Source organism: Rheinheimera sp. MM224, from assembly GCF_947090785.1.
Taxonomy (GTDB): domain Bacteria; phylum Pseudomonadota; class Gammaproteobacteria; order Enterobacterales; family Alteromonadaceae; genus Pararheinheimera.
This window is the reverse complement of sequence record NZ_OX352320.1, coordinates 3,381,848-3,407,564: the sequence shown is the minus strand read 5'-3', so window position 1 is coordinate 3,407,564 and position 25,717 is coordinate 3,381,848. Positions and strand designations below refer to the sequence as shown.

At 44.6% G+C, this 25,717-nt stretch carries 19 protein-coding genes and 2 tRNA genes; 15 read left to right on the top strand and 6 right to left on the bottom strand.

Translation table 11 applies throughout. The annotated features are described in order from the left end of the window. Positions 1-36 precede the first annotated feature (36 nt). Complete coding sequence (locus OM978_RS16065; RefSeq protein ID WP_264343284.1) at positions 37-1,785, top strand: hypothetical protein; 1,749 nt, start codon at positions 37-39, stop codon at positions 1,783-1,785. 355 nt (positions 1,786-2,140) lie between these two features. Here OM978_RS16065 and OM978_RS16060 read toward each other — a convergent pair whose 3' ends face one another. From OM978_RS16060 to hxpB, 3 genes are all read right to left on the bottom strand, one after another. Beyond that, the gene (locus tag OM978_RS16060) at positions 2,141-3,496 is read right to left on the bottom strand and encodes a relaxase/mobilization nuclease domain-containing protein (protein WP_264343282.1); all 1,356 of its coding nucleotides are present in this window, start codon (positions 3,494-3,496) and stop codon (positions 2,141-2,143) included. Next, on the bottom strand, positions 3,486-4,109 hold the full coding sequence (locus OM978_RS16055) for a hypothetical protein (RefSeq protein ID WP_264343281.1): 624 nt from the start codon (positions 4,107-4,109) through the stop codon (positions 3,486-3,488). The genes OM978_RS16060 and OM978_RS16055 overlap by 11 nt, the downstream gene beginning before the upstream one ends. Positions 4,110-4,982: 873 nt before the next feature. Continuing rightward, entirely contained in the window at positions 4,983-5,651 is a 669-nt protein-coding gene (gene hxpB / locus OM978_RS16050; RefSeq protein WP_264343280.1) for a hexitol phosphatase HxpB, read from the bottom strand. A 193-nt stretch (positions 5,652-5,844) separates the two neighbouring features. Between hxpB and OM978_RS16045 the strand changes: the two genes are divergently transcribed. Further along, the gene (locus OM978_RS16045) at positions 5,845-7,668 is read left to right on the top strand and encodes a M61 family metallopeptidase (RefSeq protein WP_264343279.1); all 1,824 of its coding nucleotides are present in this window, start codon (positions 5,845-5,847) and stop codon (positions 7,666-7,668) included. 17 nt (positions 7,669-7,685) lie between these two features. Here the strand turns inward: OM978_RS16045 and OM978_RS16040 are convergent, their stop codons facing one another. After that, positions 7,686-8,678, bottom strand: coding sequence for a PHB depolymerase family esterase (locus tag OM978_RS16040; protein ID WP_264343278.1), 993 nt, complete (start codon positions 8,676-8,678; stop codon positions 7,686-7,688). 184 nt (positions 8,679-8,862) lie between these two features. Here OM978_RS16040 and OM978_RS16035 point away from each other — a divergent pair, with 184 nt between their 5' ends. Together OM978_RS16035 and OM978_RS16030 are read left to right on the top strand one after the other, a co-directional pair. Beyond that, positions 8,863-9,639 carry an MBL fold metallo-hydrolase gene (locus OM978_RS16035; protein ID WP_264343276.1) on the top strand — a complete coding sequence of 259 codons (777 nt, stop codon included), beginning with the start codon at positions 8,863-8,865 and terminating at the stop codon, positions 9,637-9,639. A 15-nt stretch (positions 9,640-9,654) separates the two neighbouring features. Next, entirely contained in the window at positions 9,655-10,179 is a 525-nt protein-coding gene (locus OM978_RS16030; RefSeq protein WP_264343274.1) for a 2-amino-4-hydroxy-6-hydroxymethyldihydropteridine diphosphokinase, read from the top strand. On the opposite strand, the gene OM978_RS16025 is transcribed toward OM978_RS16030, so the two are convergent. Next, positions 10,060-10,755, bottom strand: a complete 696-nt coding sequence (locus OM978_RS16025; RefSeq protein WP_264343272.1) for an SDR family NAD(P)-dependent oxidoreductase — start codon at positions 10,753-10,755, stop codon at positions 10,060-10,062. The two genes, OM978_RS16030 and OM978_RS16025, sit on opposite strands and share 120 nt — an antisense overlap. A gap of 175 nt (positions 10,756-10,930) precedes the next feature. Between OM978_RS16025 and OM978_RS16020 the strand changes: the two genes are divergently transcribed. The 4 genes from OM978_RS16020 (at position 10,931) to gpt (ending at position 15,096) form a co-directional block, all read left to right on the top strand. After that, positions 10,931-12,547, top strand: coding sequence for a methyl-accepting chemotaxis protein (locus OM978_RS16020; RefSeq protein WP_264343271.1), 1,617 nt, complete (start codon positions 10,931-10,933; stop codon positions 12,545-12,547). A gap of 145 nt (positions 12,548-12,692) precedes the next feature. Further along, complete coding sequence (locus OM978_RS16015) at positions 12,693-13,895, top strand: phosphopentomutase (RefSeq protein WP_264343270.1); 1,203 nt, start codon at positions 12,693-12,695, stop codon at positions 13,893-13,895. 13 nt (positions 13,896-13,908) lie between these two features. Continuing rightward, on the top strand, positions 13,909-14,613 hold the full coding sequence (gene deoD / locus OM978_RS16010; protein WP_233010793.1) for a purine-nucleoside phosphorylase: 705 nt from the start codon (positions 13,909-13,911) through the stop codon (positions 14,611-14,613). Between the two features lie 9 nt (positions 14,614-14,622). Next, the gene (gene gpt / locus OM978_RS16005) at positions 14,623-15,096 is read left to right on the top strand and encodes a xanthine phosphoribosyltransferase (RefSeq protein ID WP_319633879.1); all 474 of its coding nucleotides are present in this window, start codon (positions 14,623-14,625) and stop codon (positions 15,094-15,096) included. Positions 15,097-15,155: 59 nt separating this feature from the next. Here gpt and OM978_RS16000 read toward each other — a convergent pair whose 3' ends face one another. Continuing rightward, complete coding sequence (locus OM978_RS16000) at positions 15,156-16,283, bottom strand: endonuclease/exonuclease/phosphatase family protein (protein ID WP_264343269.1); 1,128 nt, start codon at positions 16,281-16,283, stop codon at positions 15,156-15,158. Between the two features lie 394 nt (positions 16,284-16,677). On the opposite strand from OM978_RS16000, the gene OM978_RS15995 reads away from it, so the two are divergent. From OM978_RS15995 to OM978_RS15965, 7 genes are all read left to right on the top strand, one after another. Next, the gene (locus OM978_RS15995; RefSeq protein ID WP_264343268.1) at positions 16,678-19,806 is read left to right on the top strand and encodes a TonB-dependent receptor domain-containing protein; all 3,129 of its coding nucleotides are present in this window, start codon (positions 16,678-16,680) and stop codon (positions 19,804-19,806) included. Between the two features lie 115 nt (positions 19,807-19,921). Next, complete coding sequence (gene udk / locus OM978_RS15990) at positions 19,922-20,554, top strand: uridine kinase (RefSeq protein WP_233010799.1); 633 nt, start codon at positions 19,922-19,924, stop codon at positions 20,552-20,554. 310 nt (positions 20,555-20,864) lie between these two features. Then, a complete protein-coding gene (locus tag OM978_RS15985) occupies positions 20,865-22,079 on the top strand; it encodes a NupC/NupG family nucleoside CNT transporter (RefSeq protein WP_264343267.1) in 1,215 nt (404 codons plus the stop codon). Between the two features lie 13 nt (positions 22,080-22,092). After that, a complete protein-coding gene (locus OM978_RS15980) occupies positions 22,093-23,046 on the top strand; it encodes an isopenicillin N synthase family dioxygenase (RefSeq protein ID WP_264343266.1) in 954 nt (317 codons plus the stop codon). Positions 23,047-23,250: 204 nt separating this feature from the next. Further along, positions 23,251-23,334, top strand: a tRNA-Leu gene (locus OM978_RS15975). A gap of 29 nt (positions 23,335-23,363) precedes the next feature. Continuing rightward, positions 23,364-23,447 (top strand) — tRNA-Leu (locus OM978_RS15970). 177 nt (positions 23,448-23,624) lie between these two features. Next, complete coding sequence (locus OM978_RS15965) at positions 23,625-25,256, top strand: methyl-accepting chemotaxis protein (protein WP_264343265.1); 1,632 nt, start codon at positions 23,625-23,627, stop codon at positions 25,254-25,256. Positions 25,257-25,717 lie beyond the last annotated feature (461 nt).

The window sequence follows — 25,717 nt, the reverse complement described above, 5'->3', positions numbered from 1 at the left end:
GGTGTCCATTACAGGCCTGGTGCCAGTGGAGTTGGTATGCATAATTTAAGTCGGCTTTGTCTCGCTTTACTGGCCGCGTTAGCCGGTAACGCAGCACAGGCTCAGGAAGTCACCTTTGAACACTTATGTGAGTTTGTTAAAAAAGACTCCGGAGCGGAAAAGTCTGCGGATGAGAAGACCGGAGCGGCGGAACTTGCTGGACCACCTTTTCAGGTGCATTCGATTGAAATTGTCTCCAATCCTATTTTTGATGAAAACGCACCCGATACGATTTGGTTGCACCACTTTGCCAACTGGCTACATATCAATAGTAAAGAATCTGCACTGCGAAAAGAGTTAAGTATTAAACCTGGTGAACAAGTCACGACGGATGATTTAGCAGAAGCGGAGCGTCTACTGCGTGAGAAATCCTATGTACGTGATGCGCGAGTTAGTGTGGTTGAGCCTTGTCATCCTGATGGCAGTAAAAGCGTGAAAGTAGAAACCTGGGATAACTGGAGCTTGCTACCCAACCTTGGACTGGGCCGCACCAGTGGCAAAAATAAATACTCTTTTGGTTTTAAAGAAGATAATTTCTTGGGGTATGGAGTTCGTACTTCCGTAAAATATCAATCCGATTATTTACGCCAGGGCTATGAATTTAAAGTATCGAGTCCGTTGTCTTTGCTCGGGTATCCTGAACTGGATCACAGCTATGTCGATCTTGAATGGACAGAGAATAACGATGGCCGTCGAACTCAGTTCCAGCTTGAAAAGCCCTTTTATCAGGATAGTACAGAGCGGATGTATAAAGCAGGCTGGCTCAGCGATGAAAGACTAGACCAAATTTATCACAATGGTGATCTTGAGAACCGATTCATTACCCTGCAAAAAGAGATTGATCTTCAAACGGGTTGGCTTCTGGATTATCGGGAGCGTACCAGTTTAAGGCTATTGGCAGGTTATAGTTCGCAGCAATGGCAGTTTACAGACGACCTGTTTCAACCTTCGTTGGCTTTACCAGAGGACAGGAGTTACCAGTACCCCTGGATAGGTCTCGACTACAAAGAACATAAATACCAGGTGCTGTCTGATGTTTATCTGATTAATCACAGTGAGGATATCAATTTAGGCTGGCACCATCAGGCAAGGATTGGTGTCCAAACATCTGATTTGGCAAACGATGAGACACTTGGCTATCAAGCACATTGGCTCTCTGAAAAAGGCTTTGGAGATTCAGAACACCTAACACTGCTCGCACTGCAACTGGATGCCATGTTAGGTGTACGCGGCGGTGATCAGATCATCGCCTCAGCAAAAGCCGAGGACTTTTATCGTCTGAGTAAAGAGTTTACCTTTTACACTAAACTTCAATACGATCAACGCAGCCGCAACTACCTGGATCAACCTCTTGATTTGGGTGGTGAAACAGGGTTGCGTGGCTATCCTGTTCAATACCAGCAAGGCACTCAGCGCTGGTTAAGTACAGCAGAGCTTCGCTGGTATCCACAGATTAACATCTACCAACTCCTCGATTTGGGATTTGTGGCGTTCGCAGATGCTGGGCGAGCCAGTGGTGGCGATATCGAACAAAATGCCGAGCTGAACGGCTTCCGTTCTAAGGCCGATTTACTGGCTGAAAACTTCACAGATCAGTGGATTGGTTCTGTCGGTATTGGCGCTCGTTTTTACTCCTCACGCTCAAGCAATAATCATGTCATTCATGTTGATTTGTCAAAACCTGTGGGTGGAGCAAAAGATGTGAACTCGTGGGAAATTCAGTTGAAAGTTGAAGAGAGGTTTTAATTGATTTGTACTTTTCAAGTTAATGTTACAGAGCTTCAACTGTAAGCACAGTTGAAGCTATCTTTGAACTGAACCAGACGTTGTTATCTTAACGTTCGATCTTATAAATTGATGGATTCGTCCATAGCAGTGATCAATACGCTCATCAGTCCTCAAAAAATCGAATGTCTGCAAATAAGGCAAAGCCGACATTTGTTTTTTCAATATCCCCAGTTTTGAAAAACGGCTTCTCACTCTCAGATGACTGTCAGAGTAAATCACGCTTGGTTACTAAAAATGTTCGATTGAAAGCCAGTCGTGATTGTGAGTAGTGCAGTTATATCTGCATGGAGACAGCTTTATATAAAACTGTGGGTTAACCAACTTTGGAATTAATCCACCCAAATAAAACCTCTGGTTCTGGAGCGGGCAAAATTGACAAGTCATAGTCTATTCTATCAAGAGGGGTTTCTTTGGCTCGATCTAGCCGTATTTTCAATCGTTGTTCGTCCAAGTTTTTCTTCGCAGAGAGTTGATAAAATAGCTTAAAATCTATGTTTCGTTTAGCACACCATTTGTCGAAGTGGTGAGCTTGTACCGATGACAGTTTAATTGAATTTTTTTGCCAATAAGCTTGGCGTTCGATTTTATAAAATTCTAGTTGTTCGCTCAGATTTTTTGCAATTTCATCGCCACTCGACTTGCTTACTGAGACAAGCTGCTTAAGTTTCGAATTAATAACGATTTTGTAGTCTTCAATTTCTTTTTCGTATGCTTCAGAGTCACTTTTGTCTAGAAACGCTTTTAGGTTAAAAAAAGCTTCCCGCTCTTGCAAATAAATCTGAAAAACAACTCTCCTCAGCTTGTCATCAGTGATCAACTGAATAGGTGTTTCTGGAAGTTCTAAATTGAATTGTGTGGTTATTGGCGTTAATTGTTTAACGAAGGTTCCAAATCTTGATTCAAGATTTTCCTTAGAAAAACGCTGATTAATGATTTCTGTTTTTAAGCAATGGCTGCCCGCAGTAATTACAAACCCACACCTAGTTTTCGAAAGTGACATGCCCAGTTCACGAAGTTGCAGATGCAGATAGCCCCATGTTCTAGAAGAGTCCACAATAGGCGCAATAATTGTACTGAGGGTCGTTTCCGTATTTTCAAAACCAGTTTTTAATTCAATTTCCGTGTAAGTTGGCTTGGTGGGTTTATTAGAACTGACCTTTGATTTATGTTTATGTAGTTTAGAAGTCTTCTGCTTGCTCTTTAACGCGGGGTAGTTATTAATACAGTGAGTTTGGTAAGTCGCTGGATTTACTCTGTTGATCATAAGATGAATGTGTGTAGATTCTGAGTCATCGTGACGTCCATACAAATATTGGCAATCAAGTAAATTGAGTTTTGTTATCAGGGCGTTGACTACAAAATCGATGTCTTGATTAGTAGCGTTCCGAAGTTCGTCACATGTTAGGATTAAGTGATTGATTACGTCCACTGCATTTGAATGTTTTTGCTCTGCCAGATCAATGGTTTCTTGGCAAAGTGCGTTAATGTCAGTTGGGTTACAAAAGTAGTTCACTGCGCTGAAGTAGTTACATGTTTCCTCAACGCTAGGCGAAGAGTGGTCGTCCGGACTGTTCGACTTCTCCGGATTTGTAATATAAGGAATCAAAAGTTCGATTCGGCGAGCTTCTTTAGCACGTTTAAACGGTGCTGCAACAAGTTTAACAATCATTGTTTAACCTCCCATAAGTGCGTTCAAATTCAATGGCGCAAGCTTTTGCGATTTCATGGATAGTCGAGCTTTCTGAACTAATTTGTCTGAGTGTTTTTATGGCATGCTGTAACAGCAATCGTATTTTTGTTACTTGCCTATCGGGTATATGTCGGTGTTTAACAAGCCTGATGACAGCGTCAGTAATTGTTAGCCCTGAGAGCCAGCAGATATCTTGAAGGCTTTCGACCGCTTCTGGTGTTAAGCGAGCGCTTGTTGTTTTGGTTATACCATCATGTTTTCGCGGTATAAATTTCATGGGTGCTGGTTGTTGGTAGTTTTTAAACCTGATTAGTATCTCTTGCGGTACAACAATAAGATCATCGCAAAGTTGCTGTAATTTCAATAGATCTTGTTGGCATGCAGCGTCTCTGAGTGCTTGTAGTTTTGTTTTAAGCTGCTTTTCCAAATGTTTTGAAAATATTGCTCGTAATGGACTGTTTTGAATCGCATTCTGTACTGCAGCGGATCTTGATACTCGATTACATCGAGCAACTCGGTCTATCGAAATCAACTCTATTTCGCTTAGATGCAGCGCTATTATTCCGGTGTTTTTCAGTATTCGCTGGGTCATTGTTTCAGATCCTTTAGTTAATGCTGTTTACTATTGCTTATAAGTGAGATGTTCAAAGGTGAGCGAAGGAAAATTCAGCTAAAGACAAACCCTAGGAAACTAATCCTATGGCTGTCTGTGCTGGATTTGATGCCCACGGAGCCGCTACGGTTTTAATCCAGGTAATAGCCCCAACGACGGGTCTATAAACTGCGCGAATTATTGGTAAACGGTTGCCATGCCGTTCTGTCGTTACCACCCAGCCAGATTTCGCGCCAGATCGAATTTAACAACGCAAGATCTCTAAAAAGACCAATATGCGCTCCCGACGATCCGACAAATCTCCGTATGCCTGTTGCTGGTTACCCCTGTAGGCACAATTCAATGCTGCGCAGGCGTCACTAACTCCTACCACCCACAGCATTGCCCAATCCGGTGAATCAACGGGTTGGGTGGCTAGGGTAGAAACTGGTCAAAGAGCAGTAGACTTTTGATAGACAAAGGGGTGCCCCTCAGTTAATATCAAACTGATTTTGGATAGTCGCTGCTCATTGACTGTTCACAAACAAAGCCGAGTTTGCCGCTCGGCTTTGTCGTTTCTGACCCGGATTGATGGGTTTATTCGATAGGCAAATCTCCTGTTATCAGCTCCAAAAACGCAGATGCGATTCCAGAACTGGCGCGTATTACAGCGCAGTTAATCGGAGATTTATTTGGAAGGGATTTCAGTAAGATTCGTATAAAATCAACTGGTTAATCTGATTTATGCAGCGGATTGAAAATCCGCGTGTCGGTGGTTCGATTCCGCCTCTGGGCACCATAAAAAACAAACAGCCCGTCCTTGTGACGGGCTTTTTGTTTTCTGTCATTCAGCAGGATGGAGCCTGAATCCAATTACCTCAGCTCAAATCCCCAAGCCCGAAAATGCTCTGAATGAATTTCGCTAAAACACTTTAAGCGGCTTTCGGCCTGATCGTATTCTGCCCTGTGCCAGTGATGTTCAGCCGGCAGGGCTACTACTTTCATACCTGCTGCTTTGGCTGCTGTTAAACCTGTGACTGAGTCTTCAAATACCAGACAATGTTCTGAAGCCACACCTAACTTGCTGGCAGCTAAATGGTAAATTTCTGGTTTAGGTTTACCTTGTGTGACTAGCTCGATAGAGCAAAGCGCCTGAAAGTACGGGCGAATTTGTAGTTTATCCAGCACAGTGTTCATCAGAGAACCTGGTGAGTTGGTGGCTAGTGCGACCGGAATTTGCCAGCTTTGCAGTTGTTGCAACAACTCCAGTGCACCTTTTTTCACCACACCACGTTCCAGCACGGCCAAAGCAACGTAATCGATGACGGCCTGTTCGGTTTGTTCAATGGTTAAATCCTGCCATGGCGAATGCTTAAACCAGAGTTCGGTCACAGCTCTGGTCGTCATGCCGCTGGTTTGTGAGGTAATGGCCGGATCCAGCTTTACGCCTAATTGGCGAAACACATGCTGCTCGGCTTCAGCCCAATAAGGTTCAGAATCAATTAATACCCCATCCATATCAAAAATAACTGCCTGAACCACCTGATTGCTCCTTCTGTGCTGTATCAGGCTTTATTATTCAACAGCCACAAGCTCTGCACCACAGCTTTATCAGCCTTTGCAGGCGAAATTCTGTGCATGGCTTTGTTTTTGCGATGAAGTGCACTAATGCAGATTGGAGTACGTCGTCAATTGCTCTATGGTAGAGCTTCACACTTTAAGAAAGGATGTTGTAGTGCGCCTGCTTTTTGCCTTGTCTTCATTCACTTTGTTTAGTTTCAGCCTGTTGGCGGCAGAAACTCCGGTTAAACCAGCGGTCAGTTATCAGTTGTCGTTTAACAACGCAGCGCACCATGAAGCCGCTATTCAGGCGCGGTTTGAAGGCGTCAGTTCAGCTAATTTATTGCTGAGTATGAGTAGCGCTTCCCCTGGCCGTTACGCGCCTCATGCCTTTGCTAAAAATATCTACGATTTAAAAGCCACAGATAGCACAGGCAAAGTTTTATCTGTGCAGCGTATTAACCCAAGCCAGTGGTCGGTAGGGCAGCACGATGGCACTGTGATCATCAATTACCGTTTGTACGGCGATTGGGGGGACGGCACCTATAGCCAGATAGACCGTACTCACGCCCATTTAAATATGCCTGCTACTTTGCTGTTTGCTGATGATTATGCACAGCAAAGCGCCTCTTTACGTTTTGAGTTACCCGATGCGCGCTGGAAAGTTGCGACTCAGTTGCAGTTACAAACGGATGGCAGTTACATAGCGCCCGATCTGCAGTATCTGATGGACAGTCCGGTTGAATTAAGTGCTTATAGCAACCGCAGTTGGAAAGTGGCTGATCAATACTCTGAAGCCACTATTCATTTGGTTTTGCATCATCAGGGCACTGAACAACAACTGGATACCTTCACTGAAAAAGCCAAAGCTGTAGTGGCTGAGCAGCAGAAAATATTTGGCGAATACCCTCAATTTGATTATGGCCAGTATGTGTTTATTGCCGACTATCTGCCTTATGTGGATGGTGACGGTATGGAGCATCGCAACTCTACGATCCTGACCGATGAGCGTTCACTCAAAGAGGCAAATTACGCCCAGATAGAAACTTTATCACACGAGTTTTTTCATGCCTGGAATGTTGAACGGCTGCGCCCGGCTGATTTAGAGCCTTTTGATTTTCAGCGCGCCAATATGAGCCGCAATTTATGGTTTGCCGAAGGGGTGACCAACTACTACGGCAAACTGGTGTTAAGCCGGACTGGCCATTTTGATTTAGCCACTTATCTGGATAAAACCGTAGCTGCAGTAAACAAAGTGAAACTTTCACCGGGCCGGCAGTTTTTCCCTGCCACAGGTATGAGCGAGATGGCACCTTTTGTTGATGCTGCCGTATCGGTCGACCCAACCAACTATGCCAATAGCTATATCTCTTATTACACCTATGGTGAAGTACTGGGGCTGGCGCTGGATTTAACCTTACGTACTGAATTTGAAGGCTTAAGTCTGGATCTGCTAATGCGAAAGCTGTGGCAGGAGTTTGGTAAAGTGGGGCGTCCTTATGCGGAACAAGATCTGCTGCAGGCGTTGGCGGAGCTTACAGCCAATCCGGATTTTGCCAAAAATTTCTTTAGCCGTTATATCCAGGGTCAGCAATTACCAGAGTTCGAAGCTTTATTTGCTGCTATGGGGCTGAAGTTAGCAGTAGCTAAGCCAACACAGGCATTTTTAACTGCAGCGACTTTGCTGGAGCAGGACAAGCAACTCAAAGTAGACAGCAATCCCCTGATTGGCACGCCTTTGTATCAGGCCGGTGTGGAGAAAGGCGATGTGCTGTTAAAACTGGGGCGTTATAAACTTGGTTCCAAAGCCCAGTGGGACAAAGCACTGGCCTGTTACAAAGTAGGGGATACAGCAGAGCTGAGTTTTAGCAGCCGTGGTAAAACCTATAGTACTCAAGTCACTTTTACTGCTGATCCGAGCTGGGCCTTGACTGAAAACAAAGAGGCGAGTGCTGAACAGTTAGCAAAACGGGCTTTGTGGTTAAAAGCCCAGCCTTAGCTGGGCTTCATCTGCAGTTACCTGGCGCCCAGAGACTGAGCTAGTTTTACAACCGCCTGAATTTGCTGACCTTTACGGTTGGCATAATTGGCATCTGTATAACCCCACCAGTCCCAACAGGCTTGTGGGTTCATTGGCATTAGATTTGAGGCGCGGGTTTGCGGATAAAGCACCACTATGTTGTTGCTGTCGGCATAACGGTTAAAGCCCGCTTTTTCGACATAAGCCATGCCTACCGCATCGGCATGTTGGTTACAGCCATGAAAGCTGATATGCAAAGTACAGCTTTGGCCTTGCTCACAACTTTTGGGCACATACACATAACCTTGTTCTGCCATAGTGGCTGCCAGATCTCCTGCTATTTTTTGCTGCTCAATTGGATAAACAGTACCGCTGCTGTGATCGGCGGGGGTCTTTAAACTTGCTTGAATAAACTTCAGCGCTTCACCTGCCGCATCATAACTACATTTGCCTAAAAACGGCGCTTCGGAGCTAGCGCACGCGCTGCCTTCGTTGAGTGTCGGCATATGGTGAGCGAAGTTTTTGTCCTGCACATAACTCAGTTGTGCTGGTGGTAACCACTCTTGGTACTGCTGATGGAGCGCGTCCGCCACTTCTTTGCTGATCTTTTGATCGGCAGTGCCGTGCAATAACCAGATTTTACTTTGTTTAATCTCTGCTTCAGACGCCAGCAACCCTTGCGTCGACCAGTCTTTTAGCTGCTTGTTGATGTCAGCCACAGGGATAGGGCTGCCCACTTTATTAATACAGTGATCCAGAGCTGTCATTAAATTATTCTGCGCACAATACACTGGCCCAGCTGCCACTATGGCTGCACCTTTCACCCAGTCGGCATGAGAGAGCTGAAACTGCGCAGCCATATAACCACCGCTGGATAAACCCGATACTGTGGTCTGGTCTAAATTCAGTTTTAATGCAGGCAAAGCCGCATAAGCCGTGCTGCTCAGAGCGAAAGCGAAAGAAGATAAAACAAAAGGCAAGGTTTTCATCTGAATTGTCCTTTAAAAGCCAAAGCTATAGTGCTTCCATTTTGATCCCTTTAACCTGATGAGGCTATAGCACTAAGGTACAGTAAGTTGTCAGAGCCGCTTCAGTAAAAAGATCTGCTAAAGCGGTGATACAATCTGCAGCAAAAGCCGTACTATATAAGCACTTTGTTTTGGGTAGAAATAAATGATGTTGTCCAATACCAATGAACTATTAATTCTCGGTTGTGGTCATTCCGGATCCGATACCTTGTTTAATAACAATGCATTGGTGACAAACTCTGAAGGTACTTTGCTGATTGACTGCGGTTACACCATCAAACCAGCTTTACAGGCACAAGCTTTAAAGCTGCAGGATATAGATGCTGTGTTTATTACCCATGTGCATGCCGATCATATGTTTGGTCTGGAGCGGCTGGCGAACGAAGGTCGTTACAAATACCATAAAAAAGCCAAGCTGATTTTGCACCATGAGTTATACGACGAGTTATGGCATCAGTGTTTAAAAGGTGTGCTGGCGAAAAATGGCGAAGGCGAAAATGAGCTTTCTGATTATTTTGATTTAGTGTTGTTACAAAACGATGAGTTTGAGCTGTTTGGCAACTATTACCAGTTGCATCGGGTGTCGCACACGCCTGGTAAAGTCTGTTTCGGTTTGATGATTAACCAGAGCATTTTTTACTCCGGCGATACAGTGGCCATACCACAACTGCTGATGCAGTTAAACCCAGAGCTGATTTTCCACGATGTGACGTTAACCGAATATAACCCTGTGCATGCCTCTGTGCACTCGCTGCTGAGTTTGTATCCGGCAGAGCTGTGTAAAAAAACCTATTTAATGAGTTATGAAGATCACTGGCCAGATTATCAGCAGATGGTAGAACAGCATTTTGCTGGTTTTGCCCGGCAAGGACAGCGCGTGCAGTTAAGCAAAGCACATCGGACGGATACAGCAGCAGGCTGAATCACAAGGAGTTTTATGTATTATGTGATTTCGATAGGCTCAAATATTCAGCCTGAACAGCATGTGGCGGCTGCGATAAGCTTGCTGGTGCAAGACTTTGGTTCCTTGTATCTATATCAGCGGGTATATACCCAGGCGCAACTGGTAGAGTCTAATCGTGTGTTTATTAATTCAGTGCTGGTGCTGAGCTCGACCTTGACTGCCACTGAATTAAAAGCACAGCTTTGCCATATTGAAGAGTCGCTTGGACGTGACAGAAGCGATCCAAAACGTAGTATCAAAGATCGCAGCTGTGATTTGGATATTATCTGCCATCTGGAGTTGTGGTCAGAGTCGTGGAAAACTGATCTGACTGAATCTTACGTTCAACAAGTGTTCGACCCTGCCAGTAAACAAGCGCCAATTCAATTAGGTTGTCAGCTATTTTCCGAGCGACCTGCCGCCATCTATTTTCAGGCTCAAGCCAGTGACAAATTTATTGTCGATCAAAAACCGGACGCCCTGATAAATTGGCTCGAAACCAGCTTCTTGCGCAATTAAGGTTTGTTGCATTACCTGCTGCTTTTCGCTGTCGCTATGTTCCGGTAAAAACATAATAGGACCTGGCTGAATGCTGTTGACCCGAATTAGTGGAGCATAGGCTTTGGCTGCAGACTTCATTAAATTCTCAAGCCCTGCTTTGGTGCTGCAGTAGAGTGAAAATGCCGGGTTTGGGTTTTCACTGTAAATATCAGTGATATGTACGATCAAACCACCGCCCTGAGTTTTTGCGATTTGCGGTGCAAGCTGTTGGTTTAAAAGTGCAGGCAACTGCATATGCACAGCAAATAATGCCTGATAAAAAGCCACAGTATCTTCGGTATGTAACTCATCTTTTTCAAACAAAGACGCGTTGTGGATCAAAAGGTCTATGTTGGTGCTTTGTTGCTGCAACTGACGAATAGCCGACATCACTGAATCTGCTGATTGATAATCTACTGCTATTTGCGTCAGATAGTGCTGCTCTGGGTTGATTTGTCGGGTGAGACCAAAGACCTGATAACCTTCAGCACTTAGTTTTTCCGCCAGATAAGCACCTAAACGTCGGCTTGTTCCTGTTATTACTGCTGTTTTCATTGCCAAACTCCATCAATTTATCTGCTGGCATATACGCTGTGTAGTCGTTTTAGTTCAGTCGCCGGACCATGTCGCAGTTTTACAGTAACTCTGAACTATTTTTCTCTAAAATTTGGCGGAAAGTCATTCTGTTATCAATACTTAGGAAAGTATTACACCCTTCCAAGGACTCATTATGAATTTGCACAGTATCAGAGTTAAAAGCAGTTTGCCTATGCTTATTCTGGCTTTCACCTTATTGATTGTTGTCTCCATGTTCAGCTATTTATCTGGCTTACAAAAAAGCGCTTTGGCGGTGCAGGCGGACAATTTTCTGCAAGCTATCTCCGTTGTTTTAAATGCTGACCGTGATTTATATCAGGCGAAGTTAGCTTCTACCATGCACCTGAGTAAACAAGGTGACAGCGCTGCGCTTGAAGCTGAAGTCGAAGACAATGCTCAGCAGGTAAAACAGCGTTTTGCTGATTATCTGAAATTTTTAAAAAGTTATCCTGATGTGCAACAGCAGTTTTCCGGGTTTGAGCAGGATTATCAGTTGTGGTATCAAAGTGTGAAGACACTACTTGAAGCCAGTAAAGCCGGCACTGCAGGGGCTGATGTTATAGCCGAAGAGCAGACTCAGTTCGCGGCGCTTCGTGATGTATTGGATAAAGCCGGTGAAGCGGCGCTGAATAAATCGGTTAGTGAGCAACAAGTGCTGACTTCTGAAATCAGTTTTTTCCAGAATACCACCTACAGCATCACAGCTATTATTCTGCTGATCGCAGGCTGGTTTAGCTACAGCGTGCCTAAGTCACTGACCACTCAAATTAATGCGCTGACAGCTCGCTTATCTGAGATTGCCTCAGGCGATGGTGATTTAACTGCACGGCTGGATACCAATTCACAGGACGAGTTTGCGGCTTTAGCCGGGCAGTTTAATGGTTTTGTTGCCAACTTATGCCAACTGATTGCATCCGTGCTGCAGCAGGCTGCGCAGCTCAGTAAGCTGACTCAGGTGTTGTCTGAATCTGCTATTAAAACCAATGACATTACCCGTTCACTGAATGTGGCTTCCGATTCTATTGTCAGTGCTGTGCATGAAATGACTTTAGCGAATAAAGAAATGGCGCAGGTGGCGACAGATTCGGCGCATGAGGCGGATGAAGCCAAAATGAGTGCAGAGCGTGGTTTAGTGGTGGTGACCAGTGTGACTCAAAGTATGGCAAGTTTAACCAAAGATGTAGATAAAGCTTTGGCCTGCTCCGGCGAGTTGGAAAACAGCTCCGAAAACATCGCCTCAGTGCTGGATGTTATACGTGGCATAGCTGAACAAACTAATTTATTGGCATTAAATGCAGCTATTGAAGCTGCCAGAGCAGGTGAACAAGGCCGTGGTTTTGCCGTAGTAGCAGATGAAGTTCGTACTTTAGCTTCCAGAACCCAGCAAAGCACTAACCATATTCAGGAAATGATCCAGGCTCTGCAAAGCAGAGTAAATGAAGCAGCAACCGCCATCAGCAGCGGCAAAACTAATGCGGATTTAACCGTCAGTAGCTTTTCCCAAGCCGAACAAGTGTTCCGTGAATTGCAGCAATCTTCAATAAAAGTGAATGATATGGCGACACAAACTGCGGCTGCGACCGAAGAGCAGGCTGTGGTGTCTGAGGAAATAACCAAAAATCTGTATGCGCTGCATGATCAGGCCAGTGCAGCCGGAGACATAGCTAAAGATAATGATCGTCTGTCGAATGAAATCCGCTTGTTGTCTGATACTTTGTTTGGCTTAGTAGGGAAATTCAAAATCAGTTAGCAGAATGTAAAAAGTTGGGATTGCCAAAGGGTACGTTTTTGCATAAGCTGCGTGCCCTTTTTAATTTTTGCCACTTGTGGCTGGCTTTACCGAACCTCATGATCATTTTATAGATCCTGAGAGTTGATGTAATAGGTAGGTAAGTATGTCAAAGGCAGTAATTTTAGTAATGGATAGCTTTGGGATTGGCAGTGCGCCCGATGCAGATAAGTTCGGTGACGTAGGTGCCAATACCTTTGCCAGCATCAGCAAAGCATTTTTTCAGGCCAAAGGCCGCCAATTGCAGTTGCCTAACCTGGCCAGTTTAGGTTTAGTCAAAGCAGGTTTTGCTGCCAGTGGTGAAATGGCATTAGTCGAAGACAGTACAACACTGCTTGGGAGTTATGGTCATGCCCGTGAATTATCCAGTGGTAAAGATACGCCAAGTGGCCATTGGGAAATTGCCGGTGTGCCTGTATTGTTTGACTGGGGCTATTTTCACGACAAACAAAACAGCTTTCCTGCTGAACTGATTGACGAATTAGTACGCCGCACCGGTGTGCCGGGTATTTTGGGTAATTGCCACGCCTCAGGCACTGATATTCTGGTAAAGCTGGGTGATGAACACATCAAAACCGGCAAACCAATTTGCTACACCTCTGCTGACAGCGTGTTTCAGGTGGCAGCTCATGAAGAACATTTTGGTTTAGAAAAGCTTTTACAGTTTTGTGAAATCGCCCGTGAGCTGTTAGACAGTTATAATATTGGCCGTGTTATTGCCCGTCCTTTCCTTGGCACTGACGCAAGCAACTATGCGCGTACTGGAAACAGAAAAGATTATTCGGTATTACCTCCTGCGCCGACAGTGCTGGATAACTTGACCCAGTCGGGTGGCACTGTCATCAGCATTGGTAAAATTGCTGATATTTATGCACATCAGGGTATCAGCAAAGAAGTCAAAGCCAATGGTTTAGCTGCTTTGGTGGATAAAACTCTGGCGGAAATGGCGATAGCGCCAGAACGTAGTTTGGTATTTACCAATCTGGTCGACTTTGATCAGAACTATGGCCATCGCCGTGACCCTATTGGTTATGGTGAAGCGCTGGAGTATTTCGATACCCGATTACCGGAGATTATGGCTGCGCTGGATGGAGATGCCGTGCTGCTGTTAACAGCGGACCATGGTTGTGACCCTACCTGGGTAGGAACTGAACACACCCGTGAATATGTACCAGTGCTGTTTTATGGTAAAAACCGCGCTGCCAAAGATTTAGGCGAAAGAGCAAGTTTCGCTGATATGGGCCAGACTCTGGCCGACTATTTTGATTTAGCGGCCATGCCTTATGGCCAATCCTTTTTAGCTTCTTAATTCAGAGTAACTCATGGCAACTCCTCATATTAATGCGCCAGAAGGCGCTTTTGCAGAAACCGTATTAATGCCAGGCGACCCGCTGCGCGCTAAACATATTGCCGACACCTTTTTACAGGATGTTGAGTGCGTCAACACAGTACGTAATATGTTTGGTTATACCGGTACCTATCAGGGTAAAAAAGTCAGCGTATTAGGCTCAGGCATGGGGATTCCGTCCATGTCGATTTATGCCACTGAACTGGTGAAGTTTTATGGTGTAAAAAACATTATCCGTATTGGCTCCTGTGGCGGTTTACCACTGGATGTGAAAGTACGTGATGTGGTGATCGCCATGGGCGCAAGCACGGATTCAAATGTGAACCGTAATCGCTTGGGTGGCAATCTTGATTTTGCTGCTTTAGCGGATTATGGTCTGCTGGAACGTGCAGTAGCTGCAGCGCGCGCCAAAAACATTGATGTCAAAGTAGGTAACTTATTTACCTCTGATTTATTCTACAACCCGGATCCAACTCTGTTTGACCGTCTGGAAAAATACGGTGTTTTGGGTGTTGAAATGGAAGCCGCTGGTTTATATGGTGTAGCTGCAGAGTTTGGCATTAAAGCGCTGGCTATTATGACTGTCAGCGACCATATCCGTACCGGCGAAGCCTTAAGCGCGGAATTACGTCAGACCTCCTTTAACGAGATGGTCGAAATCGCTTTAGCTCTGGTTTAAGGAACTGTTATGTCACTGACCACCAACAAAATGTTTTATGTGTCATGGGAAGCCTTTCACAGAGCAACTAAAGAGTTAGCTAAGGGTTTATTGAACCGCGATTTTGACAGCATAGTTGCGGTCAGCCGTGGTGGTTTAGTGCCTGCTGCTATTCTGGCGCGTGAGCTGGATATTCGTGTGGTGGACAGCATTTGTGTCTCCAGCTACGACCATGATCAGCAACGTGAATTAAAAGTGCTGAAAGATGCCGCCTTAGCGGATAGTCCACGTTTATTGATAGTGGACGATTTGGTGGACACAGGTGAAACAGCCAAAGCGCTGCGTGAGCATTTTCCTACTGCTTGTTTTGTCACAGTCTATGCTAAGCCTCAGGGTAAACCGCTGGTGGATCATTATGTGACTGACATAGAGCAGGACACCTGGATCCAGCTGCCATGGGATATGGAACTGGCTTACAGTGCGCCTTTGGTAGAGCAAAAGTAATAATCTTGCTCTTAAGAGTAAAAAACGGAGCTGATTAGCTCCGTTTTTTTATTGACCGCCTATTGAGCTGTCAGTTTCAGTTTTACCCAGACCAGACGGTGATCGGAGCTTGCTGCACGATCAGCCACCAGTTCATAAAAAGGCTGACCTGCTGCTGGCCAGAACACACCACTGGACAGTACTTTAAAACCAGATTTAGATGGCAGAACATAATCTGCTCTCATCCGCCAGCCTGCTGTATGAGTTGCTGCGTAAGGGCTGTCTGGACTATGAGCTTTGCCACCAGCACTTTGTGGTGTAAAGCTGCTATCCACCCTTGGGTGCATTAATAAATTACCTATACCTTCTTTGTAGGCATTACCTTCCACTGGCGATGAATTTAAATCACCAAGGATCACAAAGGTTTTATCTTCTGCCAGACCGCCTTTTTGGCCCCTGTCATCATAGATATAACTGGCTTTTTCCGGGTTTAAGTAATCAGTCCAGAATCGAACTTCATCATGGTTACGTTTACCGTTTCTGTCTTCCTCTCCATCAAATACTGGTGGCGTAGGGTGGCTGATCAATATGTGCACAGGCTTTTTGTTGACCAGTACAGGCACATCCCAATGTGCTTTTGATGATAAGGGCATTAGCTGCCAGGCGTCTGGACTGTACCAGGGCGAACCATCGGCTTTAGTCGTTTGCAAAGCGCCTGGCATATCTTTCCATTTAAAATGCTGGAAGGTTCTGACCTTGCTGGTATTAATTGGGTACTTCGATAACAACATCATGCCGTATTGACCCGGATACTGACCAAAGCCCCAGGCATCTGAACCTTTATTGGTTAGTTGGCCGTCGTTGTCTAAATCAAAACCGCTGGGTTGGCCTGTGTTGACCGTGCTGAAATAAAAGTAGGGGTAATCGATGGTTTTACCATCAGCATTTTGTGCTTTGTTTAAGTAATTTCTGATAAACAGCTGCACTCCTGCTGCCGGGTCTTCGATGTAATCAAATTCGTTCAGCAACAGAATGTCGGGTTGGGTTTGTTGCACTATAGCGGCGATATTTTTAATTTGCGGATGATTTCCCTGAGCGAGCAGGGTACCCAAAACCTGCGGGCCTCCGGCAACACCTTTTGCCAGATAGTTTTCAGATTCCATGCTGACGTTAAAAGTGGCAACAGTCAGAGTTTGCTCTTTAGCCATAACAATCCCGCTGAAAGAAAAAAAGAAGTCACTAAAATAGATGAAAAAATGTAATTCATAAGTGCTAAGCCAGTTAAATAGTGTGGTAAGCATATCCTGAAACCTTGTTAAAACCCAGTTTCAGCGGTGATTTTACTTAAAGACAAGTTGTTCGGTATTGAATTGAAAATGATGTTGATTAAGCACAGCAAATGTACGATTTTTACAGTTCATATGTTACACTTGCGTGACAAATCGGACCTGACAACCAAAGTTGATCTTAGTTCAACGGTAATCTGGTCTGATGTAAGAAAAACGTAATAAAAGTTCGATATAGTTGTCGCCCAAATTGGAAGCAGGAAGTTTTCAGCTTGGCTGAAACATAAAAATTTACAACTACCAGGTGAAAAACCATATGAAACTAAAACATCTAGCTATTGCTGTTACCCTGGCCTTAGGCGTCAGCAATGCAGCTTTTGCGAACGATACCTCTTCAGCTATTCGCGGCAGTCTCACTAGTGCCTCAGGTCAACAAATACCTAATGCGAAAGTTGAAATTCTGCACGTACCAAGCGGTACAACCTCCACAACAACAACTAATGACTCAGGTGCTTTTGCCAGCTCAGGTTTGCGTGTTGGTGGTCCATATAAGATCACTATTACCAGCAGCGAAGGCTCTAAAACCTATGATGGTATTTTTCTGTCTTTAGGTGATGCTTACCGTCTGAGTGCAAAGCTGGAAGCTGAACAAGTTGAACGTATAGCTGTAACTGGTGCGGTCATCGCAGGTGGTGGCAACACAGGTAGCAGCAGCTACTTCAGTGCTGAAGATATTGCTAACTCTCCAACTTTTAACCGCGATATTAAAGAAATTGCGCGTATGAATCCATACGCGACAATGTTACCTGGTACTGCTGCTCCATTAAGTATCGCTGGTGCTAACCCAAAATTTAACAGCGTTTCAATCGATGGTGTTGGTGTAAACGATGATTTCGGTTTGAATGGTAGTGGCTACCCAACTCAGCGTTCACCTATTTCGATTGACGCCATAGAACAAATTTCTGTTGATGTTGCTCCTTTTGATGCCAGTCAGGGTGGATTCTCTGGTGGTCGCATTAATACAGTAACTAAGTCTGGTACCAATGAATTACACGGCACCCTGGCTTATGAAAAAATGAGCGACTCATGGGCTGGTAAACCAAAAAGCCCATACAACGGTGAAAAAACAAAACTGGATTTTGAACGCGATACTATCGCCGGCACTTTAGGTGGCGCAATTATTCAGGACGAGCTGTTCTTTTTCGCATCTTATGAAAGCTCTAAAGAGCCGACTCAGGCTAAATGGGGTCCTGCTGGTGCAGGTGCTGCGAATAACAGCAACGTCACTTTAGAAGAATACAATCAAATTGCTGCGATAGCTCAGGACGTTTATGGTATTGATATCGGCGGCTGGAGTTCATCTCCTGATATCGAAGATGAAAATATCCTGATTAAGCTGGATTGGAACATTAATGATACTCAACGTGTTGCTGTTACCTACAACAAAACTGAAGGTAACTCAATCAGTAACCAGAGTAATGGTACAGCTACGCTGCAGTTAGATACTAACTGGTATGACTATCAGCAAAATATGGATCTGTATCGCTTTTCGCTGTTTTCTGACTGGAATGATGATTTATCCAGCGAAATTTATGTTAGCCGCAAAACTGTAGACAGTATTTCAGGTTTGTTGACTAAAGAGTACGGCGACATCGATGTTAAAACCGCTACTGGTACTCTGAACTTTGGTCCTGACTCAAACCGTCATGCCAATCAACTGAGCAATACAGACTTAAAGATCGGCGCAAAGTTTAACTACCTGCTGGATGATCACCAAATTAAGTTTGGTGGTGAATACGACAAATTAGATGTGTTTAACATCTTTGTGCGTAACTCATTGGGTACTTGGAAATTTGAAAACATCGAAGATTTTGAGAATCAGGTTGCTACTCAATTCTTCTATGAAAATGCCTATACCAACGTACCAAACGATGCAGCAGCAGATTTCAGCTTGGGTATGGCAAATCTTTATATTCAGGACAACTGGTATATCAGTGATACTGTCGAACTTGCCTACGGTTTGCGTTATGAACGCTACATTGTGAGCGATGAACCAACATTAAACGAAAACTTTGTTGATCGTTATGGTTATTCCAATCAGGAAAACCTGGACGGTTTAGACATTTTGTTACCTCGTGTTGACATCAAATGGACTGCGACTGAAGATGTAAGTCTTCGTGCTGGCCTTGGCCGTTTCTCTGGTGGTAAGCCAAACGTATGGATTTCTAACTCCTTCTCAAACGATGGTTACACACTTGTTCAATTCGACAGTCGTTCTCTGACTGAAGAGCAATACCTTGAAAACGTAGACGTGAAAAATGTACCTGACGCAGTATTGGGTGCAATGTTCCCGGGCGACGGTAACACCAACTCTATCGATCCAAATTACAAGATCGCTTCAGATTGGATTGCACGCGTAGGTGTTGATTACAGTTTTGATGTCCCGGTGCTTGGCGAAAACTTCTTCTTAAGTGCAGAGGTTATGCGTAAATGGATGACTGACAACAGCCAATGGATAGACATCTCCCGTTGTGTTTCAGGCCAAACAGCTGCAGGCATCAATGTGTATGAGCCATGTGATCCGACAGCTCCTTCTGGTCACTATGACATCATGTTGACCAATGAAGATGTAGACGGTAAAGCCTGGATCTACACCTTAGCCTTGGACAAAGCCTGGGATAACGGTATTAGCATGCAGACTAGCTATACTCATCAGGATATTGAAGAAGGTAACCCAGGTACGTCAACAACGGCCACTTCAAACTATCAGTACAATATTGTACGTGATAGAAATATGGCTGAAATGGGTACTGCTGACTACGAAATTGAACATAGCTTTAAGATTGCTTTAGGCTATTCTCATGAGTTTTTCGCTGGTTATGCCTCTAAGTTTAACCTGTTTTTCCAACGTCGTTCATCTAGTCACTTCAGCTATGTAATGGGTATGTCCCGTGATACTGATTTTGGTGACCAGTCTACGTTCAGTAGCGGTAGTGCTTATTTACCATATATCCCAACTGGCGCTGATGATCCAAACTACAGTCCGGAAAGCACCATCAGCTATGATGACCTGATGGAGAATATCCGCCACGCAGGTCTTGAAGGTTACGCTGGTGGTTTCGCTCCTAAAGGTGCTGGTAACTCACCTTGGGTCAACACCATGGACTTCCAGTATCAGCAAGAAATACCTGGTTTCTATGCTGAGCATAAGGGCACTGTGTATTTCAACATAGAGAACCTGCTGAACCTTATTGATAGCAGTCAGGGACAAGTGTTACGCCAGAACTTCACAAATAAAACCATCGTTGATTTTGGTGGTTTAGATAGCGAAGGCCGTTACATTTATGAAAGCCCACGTACTCCATACGATAAAAAGAACTGGGATACATGGGAAGATGAACAATCTGCATGGCGCTTGAAAATCGGCGTTAAATACAGCTTCTAATCTAAGCTGACGTAAGATAAATAAAATGCCGGTGTAATACCGGCATTTTTTATTTATCCAAAAGCTAAAATCCGCGATAATGCGCTAAGTTAAGTTTTGAACTAGAAGTGATCCTGTGGCTAAAAGTACCATTATTGCTATTGCCGGCGCCTCGGCCTCTGGCAAAAGTTTGTTTGCATCCACTGTTTACCAGGAGCTGGTAGCGGAATTAGGTGGTGAGCGTATCGCTGTGTTGGCTGAAGACGCGTACTATCGCGATCAGGCGCATTTGTCTTTTGATCAGCGTACTCTGACTAATTATGATCATCCTGCCGCTTTTGAGCACGAGTTATTGGCGTCGCATTTACAGCAGTTAAAAGATGGTAAAGCTGTGTCTATGCCGCAGTACTGTTATAAAACTCATACCCGTAAAGCTGAAACCATTACTGTGCATCCGGCCAAAGTGGTGCTGGTAGAAGGGATTTTATTACTGACCGACGATAAGTTACGCCAGCAGTTTAATATTACCGTTTTTATGGATACGCCTTTGGATGTCTGTTTATTACGTCGTATTAAACGTGATATGGAAGACAGAGGTCGTAGTTTAGGTTCTATTACAGAACAATACGAAAACTACGTGCGCCCCGCTTTTTTTGAGTTTATTAATCCGTCCAAGCAGTACGCTGATTTGGTGGTGACTCGTGGTGGTAAAAACGAAATTGCCATCGATATTATCAAAACCAAAATTCGTCAATTGTTACAGGAATAGTCTTCCTTATTAAAAGCTTTAACGACAACCAAACTGCGCTTTTGGTTGTCGCTTTCCTCCTTATTCTTCAGGATCCTTCATGCAACATTTGCTTTGCAAGCTTTTCAATTCTGTTATAATCGCGCGGCAAAACGTCAAGTTTAGACAACCCCTGAACAGCAACTACAAGTGTTTGAAGCCGGCTACGGTGGTTAACACTCCCGCTCGGAAACTGTAACTACTTGATCTTTTGATGCTATTCTAGGATTTGGCATCACAAGAACAAAAATCTGCGCCTTGCATGGCCAGACCCTATATCCAAGGAATAACTATGATGAGTTTGGTTGGCATTCTTGCCATCTTAGTAACTGCGTATTTAGCTTCTGCTAACAGAAGTCGCATTAAATGGCGCACCGTTGTAGGTGCTTTTGCGATTCAGTTGGCAATAGGCGCTTTTGTGCTTTATGTGCCTTTTGGTAAAGACGTGCTATTAAGCATTTCTGCCTTTGTCGGCAATATTATCTCTTACGCCCAGGCTGGTATCATCTTCTTATTTGGTGATGCGGGCGCACAGAAATATGGCTTCGTCTTTGCCATTCATGTGCTGACGGTCATTATCTTCTTCTCCTCTTTGATAGCCGTGCTGTACCACATTGGTGTGATGCGCATCATCATCACTGTGTTAGGTGGTGGTTTGCAAAAGCTGCTTGGCACCAGTCGCCCTGAGTCTATGAGTGCTGCGGCTAATATCTTTGTGGGACAGACAGAAGCTCCACTGGTTGTTCGGCCTTTTATTCCAACTATGACCCGCTCAGAATTATTTGCGGTAATGGTAGGGGGCTTGTCTTCAGTGGCTGGTTCTGTGTTGGCAGGTTATGCCGGTATGGGGATTGAACTGAAATACCTGATCGCAGCCAGCTTTATGGCCGCTCCAGGTGGCTTGTTGATGGCAAAACTGTTACTGCCGGAAACTGAAACACCAAAAAATGACTTAGCTGATATTGGTATGGTTGAGAAAAATACCAACGTGATTGATGCTGCAGCTTCAGGTGCTGCCAGCGGTTTACAACTGGCATTAAACGTCGGTGCTATGTTGTTGGCTTTTGTCGGTTTAATTGCATTAGTAAACGGTTTAATCGGCTGGGTGGGGACTTTAGTAGGTTTTGAAGGTTTAACTCTGCAACTGATCTTTGGCTATATTTTCCAACCACTGGCATTCATCTTAGGTGTGTCGTGGGAAGAAGCTCGTTTGGCGGGTAGCTTCATCGGCCAGAAATTAGTTATCAACGAGTTTGTGGCTTACCTGGACTTTATTCAGTATGTCAAAGCCGGACAGCTGAGTGAGCACACACAGATTATCGTCACTATCGCTTTATGTGGTTTTGCAAACTTCTCATCGATTGCCATTCTGTTAGGTGGCTTAGGAGTGATGGCTCCGAATCGTCGGTCAGATATTGCAGAGCTGGGTTTAAAAGCTCTATTAGCTGCCACTCTGGCTAACCTGATGAGTGCGGCAATAGCAGGCTTTTTCTTTTCGTTAAGTTAAATAGGTTACAACTATGACTCAACAACAAGTCCCTACGTTGGACATCAGACGGTTTGCCACCGACAAAGACACCTTTGTTGCCGAAATTGGCAAAGCCTACACTGAGTTTGGATTCTGTGGCATTAGCGGCCACGGTATCCCGGATGAAGTTGTAGACAATACCTACAAAGCAATTAAGCAGTTTTTTGCTTTACCGACTGAAGTAAAACAAAAGTACCATGTGCCTGGTCAGGGCGGCGCACGTGGTTATACGGGATTTGGTGTTGAAAAAGCCAAAGACAGTAATCATCCGGATTTAAAAGAATTTTTCCACGTTGGACGTGAATTATCAGGCCCTGCGCCACACCCAAGTTTGTATCCAAACTTGTGGCCGTCTGAAGTCGCGGAATTTAAGGACGCAACTTACGGTTTGTACTCTGCGCTGGAAAACTTAGGTAATACGGTACTGGAAGCTTTGGCTTTATTCTTAAAACAGGATCAGGCGTATTTTGCGGACAAAGTGGATTACGGCAATTCGATTTTACGCCCAATTCATTATCCACCTATTAAGGATACGTCGACTCAGTCTATTCGTGCTGGTCAGCATGAAGATATCAACCTGATCACTTTGTTGGTTGGCTCACACGAGTCAGGTCTGGAAATTCTGCGTCGTGATGGTAGCTGGTTACCGGTAACTACCATTGAAGGCACTATAGTGGTCAATATCGGTGATATGTTGCAACGCCTGACGAATCACTTGTTGCCGTCGACCACTCACCGTGTGGTGAATCCGGCCGGAGCAGCCGCAGGCCAGCCGCGTTATTCTATTCCGTTTTTTATGCATCCGAATCCGGATTATGTGATTAAAACTCTGGATAGTTGTATCAACGCCGAGCAGCCAAACCGTTACCCTGAACCAATCAATTCAAACGACTACCTGATGCAACGCTTGGAAGAAATTGGTTTAATTAAAAAAGCCAAGTACTGATAGCGCGCGGCTTACTTCCTGACAAAAGGCGAACTTAGGTTCGCCTTTTGTTTTTTTGTTAGACAGAAGTCAGGTCTTTGATGCAAAAGCCAACAGTTTGTCGAATATTTCAGCAGTGTTGGTAAAAACAACTGAAAATTTGCATCAGACAGTTGACGATTGTCGACTTGACGCATAACATGCACGCCGTCAACGACGCTTTGCGCCGCGGTGGTGGAATTGGTAGACACACTAGCTTCAGGTGTTAGCGCTTCACGGCGTGGGGGTTCGAGTCCCCCCCCGGCACCAAAACTTCGTTGACAGAGACAAATTGAGTTGCCGCGGTGGTGGAATTGGTAGACACACTAGCTTCAGGTGTTAGCGCTTCACGGCGTGGGGGTTCGAGTCCCCCCCCGGCACCAACTCTCTTTCTTCATCTTGTTCTTCTGTTTTACCTCCATATTATTCCGACAAATTACATTCTCTTTATTGTTAAGCTGCTAACTAAATATTATTGTTAGTTTTCACCCTGCTTGCTATTTCCCATCTTAAGCCTATTCTTTACAAAACAAACAGATACGTCTTGTACAGGTTGGGCCATGTTAAAGAATTTGAGTATTAAAACCCGTCTTTTTGCCATAGTTGGCGTTGCCGTTCTTGGTCAAATTCTGGTGTGCTGGTTAGTCCTTTCTGGTTTAAAGCAAAGTATTCTGGAAGAAAAACGCCTCTCCACTCTTTATCTGTCCCAGGTTGCTGTTGCTTTAGTCAATAGCTATCACAGTAAAGTCGGCTCTGGGGAGCTAGACGAAGCCAAAGCTAAACAACTGGCGTTAGCCGAACTGAAATCCCTTCGCTACAAAGAGAACGACTATTACTTTGTTATCGATCAGCAGGTCACTATGCTGATGCATCCGTTCAGGCCTGACCTGGACGGAAAAGATGTCGCCAGTTTCAAAGACAAACAAGGCGAACCTTTGTTCCAGAATATGGCCGATGGTGTAGCCGATGACGGTTCACATTCGGTGTTCTACAACTGGCCCAAACCTGGTGCTACCGAAGAAGTGCCTAAAATCACCCATGTTGAATTATTCAAACCCTGGGGTTGGATAGTTGGGACTGGTATCTATATAGATGATGTCGAAGCCTCTTTTTATGAGGTAGTGATGCAACTCGCTATTTTAGTCTTTCTGGTTGTCGGCTTGATGTTGGCGTTAAGCTGGTATGTGACACGTTCCGTCGTAAAACCTATGACAGATGTTGTAGCTGCTATGCAGGATATCGCTTCGGGCGATGGCGATCTGACGGTCAAACTGAGTTATGACGGCAAAGATGAATTAGCAGCACTGGCGACAGCCTTTAATCTTTTTGTTGGCAAAATCCGTCAGTTAATTACTTCTGTAGGTGTCACTTCTGTGGAGGTTAGCGAAAGCGCGTTGGATGTAGCTCGTATTTCTCAGCAAATTTCTAAAGAGAGTGTACAGCAACAACAAGAAACCGATATGGTCGCTACTGCTATTACACAGATGAGTTCTGCTATAGCTGAAGTGGCGCAAAGCGCTGAACAAGCCAATCATGAAACTGGTCAGGTTGAAACTTTGGTTCAACAGGGCATGAAGCTGATGAAAGCCTCAGTAGAGAGTATTCATACCCAAAGTCAAACCATAGAACAAAGTTCGGTAGTCGCTTCCTCTTTATATAGCTCGTCGCAAAATATCAGTCATGTACTGAACATCATTAATAAGCTAGCTGATCAAACTAACTTACTTGCACTGAATGCCGCTATAGAAGCTGCCCGGGCTGGTGAACATGGCCGGGGTTTCTCAGTAGTTGCAGATGAGGTTCGCACCCTGGCGCATCAAACACAAAAATCGACTCAGGAAATCTCCGGTATTATTGCTGAGTTGCAACAAGGCACTCAGCAAATGACTGCTGCTGTGCAGGAAAGTAAAACTGCAGCAGAACTAAATATCAATCTGGCGGCTCAGGTTCAGCAAGCGTTTACGGACATCGCCAATTCAATAGCACAAATCTCCGATATGAATGCTCACATCGCTACTGCAGCAGAGCAACAAAGTGCTGTGGCAGGTGAAGTCGATCAGAACGTGCATACCATTAGTCAGTTGGTGCATCAGACTGCCGGAGCTATTAAAGGCAGCGATCAGTCTACTCAGCGTTTAACTCAACTAAGCCAGGATTTAAAAGATCTGGTGAAGCAATTTAAGGTGCAATAACAGCTTTTTCTTTGGTAAGCCTTATTTCTGTTAATAAAACGGGCAAAAAAGTCTCTTTTTTGCCCGTTTTGCTTTTTTTCTGAGCGAACGATCACAGATATCATCAAATTGTCATTTTAGGGGTTGTGCAGGATTAAAAACTCCCTATAATGCGCGCCATGCCAACGGGGTGATGCGAAAGCAGCTCTGGGGTGGTTTTGAAATGAAGTGAAAAATGATGGAAAACATCGCTTGACACGACGATGAAAATCACTAAAATGGCCGCCTCGCAACGCGGTGGAGTCGAAAGGCTCAAAAGTGAAGCAAAGTGAGTTAAGTAGGTGGGTTTGATAAATAATTTCAAATCGCTGGCTTGACACAAATTCTGGGAAGTGTAAGATACGCCTCCCGCTGAGCAAGGTCTTAACCGGTTCAGCACTGCTCTTTAACAATAAGCAATCAATCATCTGTGTGGGCACTCA

Excerpts from the sequence above, each read along its gene's own strand:
- OM978_RS16065 (WP_264343284.1), top strand. The coding sequence starts at position 37 with ATGCATAATTTAAGTCGGCTTTGTCTCGCTTTACTGGCCGCGTTAGCC.
- OM978_RS16060 (WP_264343282.1), bottom strand. The coding sequence starts at position 3,496 with ATGATTGTTAAACTTGTTGCAGCACCGTTTAAACGTGCTAAAGAAGCT.
- OM978_RS16055 (WP_264343281.1), bottom strand. The coding sequence starts at position 4,109 with ATGACCCAGCGAATACTGAAAAACACCGGAATAATAGCGCTGCATCTA.
- OM978_RS16040 (WP_264343278.1), bottom strand. The coding sequence starts at position 8,678 with ATGAAAACCTTGCCTTTTGTTTTATCTTCTTTCGCTTTCGCTCTGAGC.
- OM978_RS16035 (WP_264343276.1), top strand. The coding sequence starts at position 8,863 with ATGATGTTGTCCAATACCAATGAACTATTAATTCTCGGTTGTGGTCAT.
- OM978_RS16030 (WP_264343274.1), top strand. The coding sequence starts at position 9,655 with ATGTATTATGTGATTTCGATAGGCTCAAATATTCAGCCTGAACAGCAT.
- OM978_RS16025 (WP_264343272.1), bottom strand. The coding sequence starts at position 10,755 with ATGAAAACAGCAGTAATAACAGGAACAAGCCGACGTTTAGGTGCTTAT.
- OM978_RS16020 (WP_264343271.1), top strand. The coding sequence starts at position 10,931 with ATGAATTTGCACAGTATCAGAGTTAAAAGCAGTTTGCCTATGCTTATT.
- OM978_RS16015 (WP_264343270.1), top strand. The coding sequence starts at position 12,693 with ATGTCAAAGGCAGTAATTTTAGTAATGGATAGCTTTGGGATTGGCAGT.
- deoD (WP_233010793.1), top strand. The coding sequence starts at position 13,909 with ATGGCAACTCCTCATATTAATGCGCCAGAAGGCGCTTTTGCAGAAACC.
- gpt (WP_319633879.1), top strand. The coding sequence starts at position 14,623 with ATGTCACTGACCACCAACAAAATGTTTTATGTGTCATGGGAAGCCTTT.
- OM978_RS16000 (WP_264343269.1), bottom strand. The coding sequence starts at position 16,283 with ATGGCTAAAGAGCAAACTCTGACTGTTGCCACTTTTAACGTCAGCATG.
- OM978_RS15995 (WP_264343268.1), top strand. The coding sequence starts at position 16,678 with ATGAAACTAAAACATCTAGCTATTGCTGTTACCCTGGCCTTAGGCGTC.
- OM978_RS15985 (WP_264343267.1), top strand. The coding sequence starts at position 20,865 with ATGATGAGTTTGGTTGGCATTCTTGCCATCTTAGTAACTGCGTATTTA.
- OM978_RS15980 (WP_264343266.1), top strand. The coding sequence starts at position 22,093 with ATGACTCAACAACAAGTCCCTACGTTGGACATCAGACGGTTTGCCACC.
- OM978_RS15965 (WP_264343265.1), top strand. The coding sequence starts at position 23,625 with ATGTTAAAGAATTTGAGTATTAAAACCCGTCTTTTTGCCATAGTTGGC.